At 39.8% G+C, this 16,063-nt stretch carries 14 protein-coding genes; all 14 read right to left on the reverse strand.

Going from position 1 to position 16,063, the window contains the following annotated elements:
• Positions 1-21: 21 nt before the first annotated feature.
• Positions 22-891: a LiaG family protein gene (gene liaG, locus ACQKEZ_RS06715; RefSeq protein WP_427299542.1), complete on the reverse strand. Its 870-nt coding sequence runs from the start codon at positions 889-891 to the stop codon at positions 22-24.
• A 107-nt stretch (positions 892-998) separates the two neighbouring features.
• A complete protein-coding gene (locus ACQKEZ_RS06720; protein WP_427299543.1) occupies positions 999-1,667 on the reverse strand; it encodes a PspA/IM30 family protein in 669 nt (222 codons plus the stop codon).
• A 16-nt stretch (positions 1,668-1,683) separates the two neighbouring features.
• Positions 1,684-2,073 carry a hypothetical protein gene (locus ACQKEZ_RS06725; RefSeq protein ID WP_427299544.1) on the reverse strand — a complete coding sequence of 130 codons (390 nt, stop codon included), beginning with the start codon at positions 2,071-2,073 and terminating at the stop codon, positions 1,684-1,686.
• 164 nt (positions 2,074-2,237) lie between these two features.
• Complete coding sequence (locus ACQKEZ_RS06730) at positions 2,238-2,807, reverse strand: cob(I)yrinic acid a,c-diamide adenosyltransferase (protein WP_427299545.1); 570 nt, start codon at positions 2,805-2,807, stop codon at positions 2,238-2,240.
• A 159-nt stretch (positions 2,808-2,966) separates the two neighbouring features.
• The gene (locus ACQKEZ_RS06735; RefSeq protein ID WP_427299546.1) at positions 2,967-4,271 is read right to left on the reverse strand and encodes an ABC transporter ATP-binding protein; all 1,305 of its coding nucleotides are present in this window, start codon (positions 4,269-4,271) and stop codon (positions 2,967-2,969) included.
• A complete protein-coding gene (locus tag ACQKEZ_RS06740) occupies positions 4,264-5,325 on the reverse strand; it encodes a FecCD family ABC transporter permease (protein ID WP_427299547.1) in 1,062 nt (353 codons plus the stop codon). The genes ACQKEZ_RS06735 and ACQKEZ_RS06740 overlap by 8 nt, the downstream gene beginning before the upstream one ends.
• Complete coding sequence (locus ACQKEZ_RS06745) at positions 5,291-6,241, reverse strand: ABC transporter substrate-binding protein (protein WP_427299548.1); 951 nt, start codon at positions 6,239-6,241, stop codon at positions 5,291-5,293. The genes ACQKEZ_RS06740 and ACQKEZ_RS06745 overlap by 35 nt, the downstream gene beginning before the upstream one ends.
• 178 nt (positions 6,242-6,419) lie before the next feature.
• Complete coding sequence (locus ACQKEZ_RS06750) at positions 6,420-7,805, reverse strand: glycoside hydrolase family 28 protein (protein ID WP_427299549.1); 1,386 nt, start codon at positions 7,803-7,805, stop codon at positions 6,420-6,422.
• A gap of 20 nt (positions 7,806-7,825) precedes the next feature.
• A complete protein-coding gene (locus ACQKEZ_RS06755; protein ID WP_427299550.1) occupies positions 7,826-9,319 on the reverse strand; it encodes a UxaA family hydrolase in 1,494 nt (497 codons plus the stop codon).
• Positions 9,316-10,776 (reverse strand): tagaturonate reductase, encoded by a 1,461-nt coding sequence (locus ACQKEZ_RS06760; RefSeq protein WP_427299551.1) that lies wholly within the window; start codon positions 10,774-10,776, stop codon positions 9,316-9,318. Before ACQKEZ_RS06760 ends, ACQKEZ_RS06755 begins: the two co-directional genes overlap by 4 nt.
• A 50-nt stretch (positions 10,777-10,826) precedes the next feature.
• Positions 10,827-11,837: a LacI family DNA-binding transcriptional regulator gene (locus ACQKEZ_RS06765; protein WP_427299552.1), complete on the reverse strand. Its 1,011-nt coding sequence runs from the start codon at positions 11,835-11,837 to the stop codon at positions 10,827-10,829.
• A gap of 55 nt (positions 11,838-11,892) precedes the next feature.
• Positions 11,893-13,326, reverse strand: coding sequence for a glucuronate isomerase (uxaC, locus tag ACQKEZ_RS06770; protein WP_427299553.1), 1,434 nt, complete (start codon positions 13,324-13,326; stop codon positions 11,893-11,895).
• A 126-nt stretch (positions 13,327-13,452) separates the two neighbouring features.
• Entirely contained in the window at positions 13,453-15,216 is a 1,764-nt protein-coding gene (locus ACQKEZ_RS06775) for a sensor histidine kinase (RefSeq protein WP_427299554.1), read from the reverse strand.
• Positions 15,217-15,219: 3 nt separating this feature from the next.
• The gene (locus tag ACQKEZ_RS06780) at positions 15,220-15,936 is read right to left on the reverse strand and encodes a response regulator transcription factor (RefSeq protein WP_427299555.1); all 717 of its coding nucleotides are present in this window, start codon (positions 15,934-15,936) and stop codon (positions 15,220-15,222) included.
• Positions 15,937-16,063: the final 127 nt, after the last annotated feature.

Consider the following 16,063-nt stretch of genomic DNA (forward strand, 5'->3'; position numbering starts at 1 on the left):
CTCCTTCCGTTTTTTGACCGATTAGCGTAAACGTAGCTTACCACTTGTCATCTCGATATCAAAAAGGTGTGTTCCCTTCCCAATAATTCCTGTGAAATTCCTATTGCCACCGTCTACTTGATCAAAGTTGTAGGAATGATCTATTTTTCCACTAGTCACCTTTGTTTTCACTTTAAAATCGCCTTGATCAGGCAGATCAATTTTCGCACTTCCTGAGGTCATGTGAAAGGAAATGGGTGCAGTGATTGTATCAAAGCTTGCTCGAAGACGCCCACTTGTCATTCCCATTTTCAAGCTCCCCTTGACATCAGCAATGTCTACGTTACCTGAGGTTACACTAATCTCACTATCCTCTGCATCAATATGGGACACTTCCAGCTTACCAGAAGTTGCTTTTATTTCAGCGTTTTTGGCAGACAGATTTTCTGCAATCAATTTGCCACTTGTGGATTTCAAGACCACATCATTGAGCGTAAGCTCGCCTCGTCCGTCCACATATATTTTTCCACTGTCTCCTGTAATCGTAACATTTTGATGATAGTCAACAGGTACTTTTATAAGGAGTTCACCTTTTTCGACTCCGGAGAAAAACAAAAACCTTTTGTTTTCCGCACGAACTCGAAACGTACTGCCTGTTTGTTCGGCATACATCTTTCCTTTTCCATTTTCAACTGATACCGCAATATCCTTGCGTTTTTCTGGCTCTACTGTGACATGAAAACCAGAGAGAGAGACATCAAGACGCTGAATATCTGCTGTTTTTGCTGAAGCAGTTGTCACCGCTTCTCCTCGCGTGAATCCAAAATCAGCAAAGCCACGATCTTTAAAAAACATACCAATGATTAAAAAAATACCAACGACCATAAACAGCAAACCTAACAATCGTTTCATTTGTTTCACCCTTTATCCTTGTGACCTTTTTATTATAAGTAAAAGCAGCTAAGAAAGAAATCAAATCGGAAGAAAAAACGTTTTTTCTTCCAATCAGTAGGTATGATTTAATTTGCTGCTTTTTCTTCGTTTATTTTAGTCGCTTTTAGCTTCTGTAATTCTCTTTCTACATCGTCTGCATAATCAAGATGAGCATAGGCACCATGTTGCTCAGAAAATTGATGGTATCCGCTTGCTTTTGTTTCCAAGTCTTCGATTCGATTTTCCATACGGAGAAATTCTTTATAAGCACTCTCACTATCTACCTTATTCATCGACTCATTCATATGTTGTTTTGCCTGTGCAGCATTGGCTCTTGCAATGAGTGCCTGCTTTTTATCTTTAATATCTCGAAGTTTTGTTTCTAACTGCTGTAACTGCTCTTTTAGTTCAATCATTTGTACCTGAGACTGATCGTAGGATTCTCTGTACTGTTCATATTTCTCTTCAAAGTATTTCATTTCCGTTAGCGCTTTGCGTGAAAGCTCTTCTTCTCCTGCATCAAAGGCTAATTGTGCTTGATTTTTTCGTTTCGCTAATAGAGCTTCAGTTTCATTCACCTTACGTAAAAACCCTCGTTGAATTGATTGATGCTCCATGATCGCATGCTTCGCTTTGGCGATGTCATTCTCCATATCACGCACATATTGATTGAGCATCACACGTGGATTTTCGAGTTTATCCAACCCTTCATTTACAGTTGCAACAATCACATCTCTTACTCTTCTTAATACCATTTTGTTTTCCTCCCTTTTATTTTTTCTTTAAGAAATCTTCCCATTCTTGATCAAATGAAGATTCAAATTTATCTTCGCTGTGAGGGACTGTTTCTGCCTCTCTGTATGAACGTCTATGTGATCTAGATGATTCTACGTTCATCAGCTTCCACCCAAAATAGAATAGAGCTAACGCAAGCACGATACTGATCAATAGCGGAAGAAAGTGTACCAGCATCATCAAGCCGATGATTGCGATGATGACGCCACCTATTTTGTTGCCTTTATCATATTTTTTAACCCCTACATAAATGAGCCAAGCGCCAATGATACTAGGAATGATGCCACCAACCGAACCACCAAAGAAGATGGAAAGACCTAACAGCATCAGGATCAACCCGATGATTGCTTTACCTGACATATTCATCTATATGCCTCCTTTCTTGCTCCTTGCTTTAACTATAGTCAAATCAAAGACTGTGCAAAACGTGTCGCAGTTTGATTTTTGATTGCGACCAGAGTCGTAAATATGTTAAGACTTCCCTTAAACAGACAGCAAAAAACACCCTTCAGCTTGAAGAGTGCTTCCAATTAATCCGTATGAAAAACGTTAGCACTTCGCTCATATTCGACATCCTCTGATCCGAGACGATGATTGACAATACGGGATGCGGCAAATAAATAATCTGATAAACGGTTCACATATTTTAATGTGACAGGAGGAATGTCTTCTTGCTTCGCTAGTGAGACAATGTTGCGTTCTGCTCTTCTGACCACTGTTCTTGCGACATGTAACAGCGCAGCTCCTTCAGTACCGCCTGGCAAAATGAACTTCGTCAGTGGCGACGCTTCCTCCACATATCGATCCATCCTTTGTTCTAGTACTTCTACCGAAGCTTCCTTTAGTTTCCCGTCATGCTTTCGCTTTACTGTGGCAAGGTCTCCACCGCAATCAAAGAGCTCGTGTTGAATGACTGTCAGTTCTGATAACAGATCTTCAAAAAGCTCTTCCTGTTTTTTAAGACAGGCATGTGTCAAACCAATAAAACTATTCGCTTCATCTAGAGTGCCGTAAGCCTCTACTCGTAAATGATCCTTATCTGCTTTACCGCCTATTAAACTTGTTTTCCCTTGATCACCAGCTCTAGTGTAAAGTTTCATGTGTTTCTCTCCTTCCTTCATATGCTCATGCTTTTAGTATACCCTGTTTCATGGAAATCCGATTTGTTTTATTATGAAACACTTTTCAAAATAGCACCGATTGTTTAAACGTCATGGTGTTTTTTTGACACACAAAAAGCGGACTAAAAATTGTCCGCTTTACGTAGAGCATAACTGATCGAGCACATGGATCATTTTTCTTTGGATAGAGGGAAAGAGCTGTGAATCAGAGGCATTGTTTCGTTGTTGATCGCATTGCGTCGATGCCACACAAATATGGTCAACTTTTATTTGCATATACGCCTGAATCGTCTGCATCACAAAGCTAAGCAGCTGTACAAACGTCCCCTCTGTGATATAGCTGTTTAACATCACCCAAACAGCTAGCTCGCCTTTTCCATTTCTCATACCAATGATACACAGATTGTCTTGATCAAAATCACTCACATGCTGATGAATGCCACCCTTTTGCTGAACAAACCACATTTCCTCTGATTTATACGGAATCTGCCTTTCCCACTTAGAGAAATGCACACCTGTGCCAAGTGCTCTTTTCCAAAAGAAGCCGCCACTGCCCGAAGAAGAGGACAGAATGCGGAGTGGTTGATCAATGGAAAAGAGGAGGCCGTCTGCTCCGATAGTGGTCAGTCCATCTTCCCAGCTCCGCCTTTCTATCACCTTTGGAAAGCGAATTGCATCAATGGTGAACTGAGGATTGGCACGCTCAGGATGACTCAGCTCCGTTACACTGGTTTCGTATATATCACCGATCCGCTTAGCTGAAAGAACACTTTCTGGTCGATCAAGTACCTCTCCTTTTCCTTCATTCAACAGTAGCAGCCGGTCACAATAGAGACTGGCAACATTCACATCGTGGAAAACACCGATGACCGCCAACTGAGAGTTGACCGTCTCTTCTTTCATTAGATCCAGGAGATTTTTTTGATAAGCCAGATCAAGAAAGCTTGTCGGTTCATCTAACAATAAATAATCTGGTTCTTGGGCAAGAGCTTGTGCTAAATAGACACGTTGTTGTTCGCCGCCGCTTAATTCGTGAATAGACTGCTCTCTAAAACGTTCAATATCGGTTTGCTTCATGAATTGATTGATCATACGATGATCTGCATCAGTTAGTGTTTGAAACAACCCTTTATGATAAGGATAGCGCCCAAACTGAACGGTTTCCTCAACTGTGAAGGAGAAGGCTTGATCGGTTTTCTGTGGTAAGACAGCTAGCTTTTTGGCAAGCTTCTTCGAATGATAAGATTGAAGCGGACATCCATCTAGCCAGATACTGCCGCTCTTTGGCGTCATGATACCTGAAATCATTTTAAGTAAAGTCGATTTTCCGCTTCCATTTGGTCCAAGGATTCCTAAAAATTCCCCTGGCTTTACACTGAAGCTGATATTCTGAATGACATCCTTCTGACCATAACCTCCATAGACCTGCACCACGTTAATCATGAATTTGACCTCCTCTATATCTACGGATGAGGATCATTCCAAACACAGGCGCTCCAATCAGTGCAGTCACAATACCAATCGGAAGCTCTGTCGGTTCAATGATTGTTCTCGACAAAAGATCAGATAGTACAAGGAATGAAGCCCCATTTAACATTGATAACGGGAGCAGGTGACGATGGTCTGTCACAGACAAAAGCCGAATGAAGTGGGGAATGACTAGTCCGACAAATCCAATGGTTCCTGAAACGGCAACAGCACTGCCAGTTAAAATAGAACCTGCCAAAAGAACGACATACTTACTCCTTTTGACATTCACACCGAGTAGTTGTGCTTTTTCCTCTCCATACGTCATCACATTTAATTCTCGGCTGCTCAGCACAAGGGCGAGTACACCAAGAATGAAAAACGGCAGAAACAACACAATATAGCTCCAGCCCCTCATTGATACACTGCCTAGTAGCCAATGAATAATCTGTCTCAAGTCGTCACCAGTTAAAGCGATCATGAGCGAAATAAGCGCACCAAGAAATGAACTAAAAATGACACCTGTCAAAATCAATGAAGAAATACTCATGCCTCGATGAACAATCCGAGCAAAAAACAGCACAAAAAATAGGGTGACGAGCGCTGACGATATACTTAAAAAAGGCAATGTAAAACCACCTAAAAACGGGAACTGAAGACCAAAGAATAAGGTCGCAACCGCTCCAACAGACGCCCCCTGTGATACACCGAGTGTATACGGATCAGCAAGTGGATTTTTCAATAGACCTTGAAATGCCGCACCAGAAAGAGCAAGTGCTGCGCCAACAAGTGCTGCTAAAATAACCCGTGGCAAACGTATATTCATCATAATATTACGATCAATGGCATCAATAGTACCTATTTGAATGCCCATTATTTCATGAACAAAAATCTTCAGAATAGATGGAATGGGAATCCCTAGACTACCAAATGAGATTCCCATTCCAATGCTGACAACAAGCAGCATGACGCTAAAAGCGTACGTCAGTATTAACTTATTTGTACGTGTCAGGATAGATGCTTTTCGCAAGTTCCTCGACCCCTTCAATTAACCTTGGACCAGGCCTTGAAGCAAGATCAGTGTTAATTTGAAAGACTTGTCCTTCCTTCACTGCTTTTAAATCGCTCCAACCATCTCTTTTTTTCAGGTCAGCCAAAGAGGCACCATCAATTGTGACAATGACATCTGGGTTTAATTTTATAATCGCTTCTTCTGTCATTTGCACCCAGCCAGTTTGATCTCCAGCTCCATTTTTAGCATTGATTGTTTGGATCATTTCATCCATAAATGTATTTTTACCTGTCGTATAGATTTCAGGAGAGCCTGACACTTCGACAAATACCGTTTTTTGTTTGCTACTTGAAATCACGCCTGATTTTTCCTTCAAATCACTCATACTTGTTTTCATGCTTTTCACAAGTTTTGATGCCTGATCTTTCGCACCAGTTGCTTGTCCAATCATGTTGATCGACTGATAAACGTCTTTAAATGATGTCGCATCACTCACCGTCAACACTTGAATACCCGCATCCTCAAGCTGCTTAAACCCGGCTTTAGAGGATAACTGTGAAGCATGAGCTAGTACAAGATCCGGCTTCAATGAAATGACTTTTTCCACATTGAAATCCATTCCACCAATCTTTTCAACTTTTTCAACTTCTTTTGGATAGTTGTCAAAGTCTGATCTCCCAACAATTTTGTCACCTAAATCAAGCGCATAAGCAATCTCCGTATTACTTGGTATTAACGACACAATACGCTTCGGTTCTTGTTCAATTTTAACCGTTTTACCTGTTGCATCTTTAATAGATACAGGGAATGCGGCTGTGACTGTTTCTTTTTTCTGTGATTCCGCTGCTTTGTTATCTGTGTTTGCACCTGCACAACCTGCCAAAACACCAAACACAAGCAATAACGATAGCCATAAGGTTGTAATTTTCTTCATTAATAAACCCCCTGCTTTATGTACTGACGCCTGTTCCTTCAGTCAATTCTTTTCTAATTTCGGGAATATTATACTACAGTGGAGAAGGCTTGTATATGCGGTTTCTAAAAGGGGATTTTTAAGGCTAAAAAAAGAAAACAGCCTTTGCAATTACTGTGAAAAGACTGTTTTATCTCGACTATGAATTTATTTTTTCACCATTCACCACGACATTTGTGAAAGATGGTGATTCTGCATGTTCTAGTGAGAGCGGATAAGAGACATCATCTATAATACAGTCTTTCATTTTAAAGCCTTTGACAGGCGAATGTGGGTAAGCTGCAATTTTCACACCATATCTGCCTCCTTTGCTTCTTAACCCTTCTACCTCGATATGACGAATGACTGGACGATGCATGCCTGCATCCCCTTCCTCATACATCATGTCAATACACACTACTTCATGCTTCAAGCTATTAACGGTATTGTTTTTGAAATAAATGTGTTCAATCGTTCCACCTCGTACAGAGTTCGTTTTTATTCGCAAAGCCCGATCAAGGTTTGGGCTATCCATCACATTGTCCTCTGCATATACATGTCTCACACCGCCTGATATTTCACTTCCAATCGTTACACCACCATGTCCGTCTCGCATTACATTGCGGCGAATGACGATATTTTCAGAAGGTATCCCAATTCTTCTTCCATCCTCATTCCTTCCCGATTTAATTGCTATACAGTCATCCCCATTATCAAAATAGCAGTCCTCGATTAGTACATTTTTACAAGATTCAGGATTAACACCATCCGTATTTGGCCCATGTCCAATCACCTTTACTTTGCGCACTGTGATATTTTCACTGAGGACGGGGTGTACTTGCCACATAGGTGAGTCCTTCACAGTCACTCCTTCAATTAGCACATTCCGACATTGATATGGCTGAATAAAGCTTGATCTCAAATAGTGTTCCTCTCCAAACACTCTTTCTTCAACAGGTATACGCTTTTCAGCCATATCAAAAAGAAACTGACGATCGCGTTCTTGAGAAGGCTGTCCGTTCGTGCCATACTTCCATGGCCACCAGTGATGTTCATCACCTCGTCCATCTAGTGTACCAGTACCTGTGATCGCAATGTTTTCGGCATGGTGCGCATAGAGGAGCGGTGAATAATTATACAGCTCAATCCCTTCGTATCTAGTTAAAACGAGCGGTAAGTAATGTTTTGTCTCTTGGCTAAACATGAGATGAGCTTTTTCATGTAAATGAAGCTCTACATTACTCTTCAATTCAAGCGCACCGGTTAAAAAAGTGCCTGCTGGAATAATGACACGCCCTCCTTTTAATCTGTTGGCATCATCAATTGCAGATTGAATCGCCTTAGTTGAAAGCCCCTCTCCTTTTGGGTCAGCACCATAATGAATCACATTGAATTCTTTAGCTGGAAAAACAGGAGGCTCGATTTGCTTTAAAATATGTTCTTGTAAGTGTGCAACTTTTTTCCTTTGTTTTGCTAATCCAGCGATACCAATACCCGTTAAGACTGTTCCTGCTGTGATATACATAAAATCCCGTTTCTTTGACATCCATCTTTCCCCCCATCAGCCTAAAGTGTGACACCTGTCTTAAAGATTGCAAGTTCTCTAAAATGATTTTTTTCGTGATTTAGTTGACGACCACTTGCCACATCAATCACATAGGAAATGAGTTTTTCAAGAACCAAATCTTCTTGAACATCTTCTAGCAGCTCTCCAGCATTAAAATCAATCCAATGTATTTTGGCTTCATATAATGCCGTGTTGGTTGAGATTTTCATTGTTGGTACAAACGTGCCGAATGGCGTCCCTCTTCCTGTTGTGAAGAGAACCATCTGACAACCAGAGGCTGCAAGAGCCGATGATGCCACAAGGTCGTTACCTGGCGCACTTAGTAAATTCAAGCCCTTTTGCTGTAATTGTTCACCATATTTGAGCACGCCTCTTACTGGAGATGTTCCAGCTTTCTGTGTACATCCGAGCGACTTATCCTCTAATGTCGAGATTCCTCCCGCTTTATTTCCTGGGGAAGGATTTTCATATACCGGCTGCTGATGATCAAGAAAGTATTGTTTAAAATCATTAATCATGTGCACGATATCATGAAATATGTCTTCTGACTCTGCTCGCTCCATTAAAATTTTTTCAGCTCCAAACATTTCCGGAACTTCTGTTAAAACAGTCGTGCCTCCTTGGGCAGCGATAAAATCAGAAAGCCTCCCCAAAAGTGGATTCGCTGTAATACCTGAAAAGCCATCCGATCCCCCGCATTTTAAGCCAAGCTTCAGCTCAGACAATGGGAGGTCCACCCGGTGATCATTCTTTGCTGCATCATAAATTTCTTTCAGCAATGCAACGCCAGTTTCAATTTCATCTCCTACCTCTTGGCTTCGCAAAAATTTGACCCGTTGCGGATCATAATCACCTAACGTTTCTTTAAAATCTTCTATGTCGTTGTTTTCACAACCAAGTCCAAGCACAAGTACTCCGCCAGCATTCGGGTGTTTTACAGCATTTTGCAAAATGGTTTTTGTGTTCTCATGATCATCCCCAAGCTGTGAACAGCCATAATTGTGTTTTAAAACCAAAGCGGTTTCAAATGGAGAAATATCTCCTCCCATTTCAGCTGTAAATATACGGATGATTTGATCTGCAATCCCATTGACACAACCGACTGTTGGCACGACCCATAGCTCATTGCGAATCCCGCTTGTACCGTTTTTTCTTTTATACCCTTTAAATGTAAGCGCTGTTTTTTTATACGGGTTTTCTGTAAAAGTGGGATTGTATTCATAATCTAACTTTCCAGATAAATTCGTTTTTGTATTCCTTGTATGCACCCATTCTCCAAGCGCAATATGAGAAATCGCATGCCCAATCGGATAACCGTATTTGATTACATGTTCCCCAGCTTGTATGGCAGTCAAAGAAAACTTGTGCCCCTTTGCGATCGTTTCTTTCAAAACGATTGAGTGATCTTGATACTCGACCTCTTCCCCTTGCTCCAATACCCTAAGCGCAATTCCGACATTATCTGAAGGGTGTATCACAATAAAATCTTTCATGCTTTTTCCCCCTGTTGTTCATACTGTTGAGCAAGCATCTCTTTAATAGAGGCTCTCATCCCATGCTCATGTATGTGAGTCAGGTGAGAGGTAACTGCATCACATAATCCCTCTATTTCATTTAGATTCATTCCCCAAAGTGTTCTGCTTGAAAGTATATTTTTTGCTACGCTTGAAAAAGGCGCTTCTCCCTTACACCAAGCCTTTTTCATCACAGCGAGTACATCCTCATCATCCTTTAACGTATTCGCAAGTTCGCCGTAAAAATAAATCAAACTACTGAGGACAAAGACTAATTTCTTAGGGAGACCACACCCAAGCTTCATGTAAGCAAGAAGCGACGGCAAATTTCTTGCTTTAAATTTTGAAATGCCATTTAAAGCGATATCCATCAGTTGATGCCTGACAAAAGGATTACAAAAACGATCCCACACCTCTTGTGTATATCTCGTTGTCTCAGCCTGTGGCAAATCAAGCCCTGGCAAAATCTCTTCATCTAGCATACTGCGAATAAATGTGCCTACTACTTCATCTTCCACTGCTTCTTTGACTGTTTCCAGACCAGATAGATAGGCAAGTGGCACCATCGCTGTATGCGCACCATTTAATATTCTGACCTTTCTCATTCGATATGGCGCTATGTCATCAACAAATAAAACATTTAAGCCCGCCTCTTGAAATGGTAGCTCCTTTTGAACAAAAGCAGGTGCCTCGATGACAAAAAGGTGGTAGTATTCTGCCGTTACCAGAAGATCATCTTCATACCCCTCTTCTTTTAGCACTGTTCGTGCGGCTTCCTCTGAAAAGCCTGGTACAATTCGATCTACCAGTGTATTACAAAAAACATTGGCTTCTTTTAACCATAAAATAAACGCTGGTGAGAGCTGCCACGCCTCTGCCATTTTCACCACAAGCTGTCTTAGTAAATCACCATTTTCCTCTAGTAATTCACATGGAAGAACAACTAATCCTTTTTCTAAATTACCAGAGAAGGTCTTGAACCTTTGATATAAAAAAGCTGTCAGCTTCCCAGGATAACTTGCTTGCGGACGATCTTCAAGACGATCTTCTTCCCGAAAAACAAGCCCTGCTTCTGTTGTATTCGAAAAAACAAACCGCAAATCAGGATTTTCCGCCACCTGTAAAAAGCCGTCATAATCAACATAGGTACTAATTCCTCTACTAATCGAATGAATAATCATTCTTTCATTGATTGCTTTATTTTGATGAAACCCTTGAATACACAATGTGTACAACCCATCCTGTGCATTTAGCATATCAACAGACCCTTTTCTTGGAGGAACCACAACCGCACTGCCTTTAAAATTTGTTCGATCATTTAATTGTTGAATTTGCCAATTGATAAATCCCCTCATAAAATTCCCTTCACCAATTTGCAAAATGGTTTCTGGATAAGTAGTAGTTGATGAATACAACGCTTTAGATAATCGGTTCATATCGTCCTCCTTATCATGCACACGTTAACATTTTGACGAAAAGGTACTTGTTACCGCACCTTCTTCACAGACTTTCTCACCATGAGCTCCGTGTGAACATAAGTTTTTTTCGGTTTGTTTCCAGTCGTTTCTTCCCCGCTCATCATGGAAAGAATAGCCTTTGCCCCTAAAATACACATTTTTTCTATCGGTTTTTTAACAGTCGACAGTGCCGGTGTTGTGTACGACGAAAACACAATATCATCAAAACCGATGATTGATAGATCGTCTGGACATGTTTTACCGTTGGCATAGAGAGCATTCATTGCCCCAATCGCCATATCATCATTAGAGCAAAAGAGTGCAGTCGGTGGTTGTTTTAGCGCTAAGAGCGCTTCCATAGATTCGTAGCCGCTTTTCATATGGTAGTCACCCTTCATCATATATTCCTTTTTAATTGGTATTTCATGGTCAATTAGTGCTTGTAGAAACCCTGCTTTTCGCTCTTGAGTAGATTTAAAGCCTTCTTTTCCTTCGATAATGGCAATGTGCCTGTGCCCATGTTGGATAAAGTAATTAGTTGCTTTGTAAGCGCCCTGACTATCATCTGCTAATATATTCATGACATCTTCATTTTCCACACGACGATTTAAGACGATGATTGGTATCTCTTGTTTTTTTACATGATGGATAAATGCTTCATCATGCTCGCTTTGACTCATCAGCAAGATGCCATCGTAGCGTTGCTTATGAATCGTAGAGTAATCATGAAAATCATCAATGCCTCTGACAAACATATTATAATTTTCAGTGATCACACTGTTTACACCTTTTAAAGCATCTACGAAAAAACTGGAGGATGTCCCCTCGGTTAGACTCGTAAAAAACAATCCAATTGTAAATGATTTCTGTGACACAAGGCCTCTCGCATGGACGTTTGGGGAATAGTTCAACTGTTTTGCAATCGACAATATCTTCTGTTTTGTATTCTCTTTAATAAAAGGGCTGTTGTTTAAAGCTCTTGATACCGTGGTATGAGAAACATTTGCCAATTTTGCTATATCTTTTATTGTGACTGTCATGCTAATCCGCCTTTATGTTTTTTACCAACATCTTACCATAAAACCGCTTTCAACTTCATCTCTTAGATTGCAGCACTGGCTGTTCTGCTCGTTCAAATTGAAAATATTGCTTCGCATTTTCATAGCTAATGCCTTTGACGATTTTGCCAAGCAACGCTAAATCATTTGGTGCTTCACCTTTTTCAACCCACTCTCCTATGATGTCACAAAGCAAACGGCGGAAATATTCATGTCTCGTATAAGAAAGGAAGCTTCTTGAATCGGTCAGCATACCAATGAATCGGCTAATTAATCCAATGCTAGAGAGAGCAGACATTTGTTCTGTCATCCCCTGCTTCGTATCATTAAACCACCAAGCTGTTCCATGTTGTATTTTCCCTGGTGTTTCCCCATCCTGAAAGCTTCCTGCGAGTGTCGAAATCACCACATTGTCACGTGGATTTAATGAATATATAATGGTTTTTGCAAGAGCATCTTCCTGTTCGAGCTGATCTAAAAACTGACAAAGTGGCTTCGCAATATCCTCATCATTCATTGCATCATACCCCGTATCAGGTCCAAGTTTACGAAACATTTTTGAATTATTGTTGCGAAGTGCATTGATATGAAGTTGCATTGCCCAGTCTAACGCTTTGTATTCCTTCCCAAGAAAACCGAATGTATATGTCTTAAACTTCATTTCCTCTTCTTTTGTCAATTTCCAGCCTGCTAATCTTTTAAAAAAGATTTCTCTTACCTCTTTCTCATTTGTTTCAGCAAACACCATTTCATTCACTGCATGATCAGAGACTAAGCAGCCTTGCTCATGAAAAAATGCCACTCTTATTTTAAGCGCTTTCAAAAAATCCTCATAAGTTTGAATGTCCAAATCAGCAGCTTCTCCTAGCTGACGTACATAATTTGCGAAGTTCTCACTCGTGATGTCGAGTGCCTTGTCTGGGCGAAATCCTGGCAGGACTTGAACAGAAAAACTTTCTTCACGTAGCTTTTGATGATATTCAAGAGAATCAATCGGATCGTCTGTGGTGACAACTGTTTCCACATTGGACTTTATGATCAAATCTCTCGCACCAAAGCCTTCTCCTTGTAGCTGTTCATTCACTTTTCCCCAAATGAGCTCTGCATTTTCTTCGTTTAATAGTTCCTCTACATTGAAATAGCGTCTTAGCTCTAAGTGAGTCCAATGATAAAGTGGATTTCCAATCGTCATTGGTACTGTTTTTGCCCAAGCTAAAAACTTATCTTTATCAGATGCATCCCCCGTCACATGTGTTTCTGAAACACCATTTGCCCTCATAGCTCGCCATTTATAGTGATCCCCATAAAGCCAGGCTTCAGTGATATTGCGAAATGCTTTATTTTCATAAATTTCTTTTGGACTTAAGTGGCAATGGTAATCAATAATCGGAAGGTCCTTCGCATACTCATGATAAAGCTTTTCCGCTGTTTGACTGTTTAACAAAAATTGCTCATCTAAAAACGCTTTCATGAAACTCCCCCATTCTTCCTCATCAAACTTTTTTGTTCACGTTAACAATTTTATTGTACCGATTCACATTCTCTTTTTCAATCCCAAAATAGGAAAAAGCAACCTCCTTTTGCAAGGAAATTGCTTTTATGTTGATTTTACTTCATTCTGCTTTTGAAGGATAATCACAATAGATGTTCCCTTATCGATTTCACTTTCCACTTTGATATCGCCGTTATGGAGAAGCACTAGCTCCATTGCAATGGCTAGTCCGAGACCCGTTCCATTTGAAGAGACATTGGTATTTGTGCCTCTATAATAACGATTGAATAGCTTATCTACCGTTTCTGTCTCCATACCGCGCCCATTGTCACGAATCTCAATACGCACTTCTTGACCATTTTCGGACAAGATGGCCATAATATGTGTCCCTTTTTCATTATGCTTCACCGCATTTGCTAGAAGATTCTCAATCACTCTTCTAAACCACGCTTTGTCTATATCAAAGATAACACCATTATTCGTTTGATCTTCAAATGATGATAGATAACCTTCAGAAAATGAGCTTCTCGCAAATTCATCCATAATGGATGCGAGAAACAAATCAAGGTCAATCGGCTTTCGGTTAATTGGCAAAGCACTATTTTTCAATCGATACGTTAAGTTTAAGTCTTCAATCAAGGATGACATATATTCTGACTTCTCTCGAATGACTTGCCCCATCTCAACGACTTCTTCTTTAGACCATTGATATTGATTGGTTTCTAGCATTAAACCATAGCCGTATATCGTACTGAGAGGGGTTTTTAAATCATGGGATAGCCCCGCAATCCATTCTTCCCTTGTTGTTTGGATTTTTCTGCGGTTTTCTTCATTCTCTTTCAGTGTATTGGTGAGCCGATCCATTGTCTTGATGATATCCTCAAATAATCGATACTCTCTTTTAATGCGTCCCTTTTTATTTTTACTATAGGGGATCCCTTTTCGATTCGTTGGCTCTTGTAATTTGTTTCTTGATAAGAATGAGAGCCATCTAATAATGTGATAGATAGGTAGAGCGTAACGATACGAGTACCAAAACGTCATCACACCGATGATAATGGATATGATGCATACAATTAAAAAGGTCGAATACTGTCTTAATTCATCTGTTTGCTGATAAAAACGTTCATCAGGGCTATACACTTTGTTTGGAACGGACACAATCATCCATAAATCTTTATTGATATTGATATATGATAGGTCACTTCGGAATTCCCACGGCTTTGATTGATATTTCAATAGTTCAACGTCTGTTGAACCATTCTTAAAATCTTTATTTGGTCGAATTCCTTGAAGATATTTTCCCTCTTCATTAAATAAATGGACAGAACCATTCATCTTTTTTATATATTCTTTTGTCTCCTTTGAGTAATGAGACAATGCAGCGAGATTTTTTTCATGTTTTTTTATATAAGCAGCAACATTTGTACTGCTTGTTTTGAATCCATATAAAACGATAAAACTCTCATGACCAATTTCAATTGGCCAGAAATACATTTTATAGTTTTTATATTGCCTCTTTTCAAAGATTTGCACCATTTCATTTTTCTGATAAGAGCTTGGAATATCGCTTGGTAGATGGTAATCGTATATTGTCTGTTTCTTGGAATCAATGACTTGTAGCCAACCATCTCGTTTTTCAACGGCTTGTTTTAATTGCGAATCGGCAATCATATTTCCATCACCGTCAAAATACAACCAGCTCATAAGCGTTTCATCATCAGCCTTTGTCAAACCAGTCTCTGTCACATTTTCATAGTACTTATGATTATATAGGTTTTCAGAAAAGTTGTTTCCAGTTCTGAGCAACAAAATCACGATAAACATTTGACCAACGAAGTGAAAAAAAAGTTTTGCTCGTAAATTCATAATTTAGCTAAGTACCTTAACCGGATGAGGGATGAATTTATATCCCATTCCGCGAATTGTCACAATATATTCTGGCTGACTAGGATCTTTTTCGATCTTTTCCCTTAGCTTTCGAATATGTACCATCACAGTATTATTGTCCCCATATGAAGGAACACCCCATACTTTTTCATAAATCTGATCTTTTGATAACACAATATTCGGATGATCACAAAAGAACTGTAGTAATGACATAAGCTGTGCAGAACAAGATGTCATTTGACCTGCTACCTTCAGTTCAGCGGAATGTGGATGATAGGAGAAATATTCATATTCATAAACATTGTCTTCTTTTTCATCTTGCAAGGATATAAATGTACGATTTAAATGTGCTTTAATTCGTGCCACAAGCTCTAATGGATTAAATGGCTTTGTAATATAATCATCAGCGCCCTGAGCAAATCCTGTTAATTTGTCTACATCTGATGTTCTAGCTGTTAAATAGAATATTGGCGATTTCGTATACTGTCTAATATCAGGCAGAATTTCAAAGCCTGTCTTTCCAGGCATCATCACATCTAGTAATAAAAGATCGACTTCATTCTGCTTCACGATCTCTAGTGCCTCATCTGCATGATATGCACGATAGATATGTTGAAATCCTTCTTTTTTTAATACGCGTTCAACCATTTTTACAATTGCTTCTTCATCGTCTGCAATCAATATTTTTGCTGTTTCCACGCATCTCTTTCCTTTCTGACTATCAATCTCTAACCGTATATTACCATTGTCTAAAGTGAAAAAATACCTCTTTTATGCATAAAAGCAAAAAAAATATATTAATGTTGATCAGCAGAATCTACGGGTC

Origin of the sequence: Bacillus sp. NPDC077027 (genome assembly GCF_050269555.1) — a bacterium.
Lineage (GTDB): Bacteria > Bacillota > Bacilli > Bacillales > Bacillaceae > Bacillus.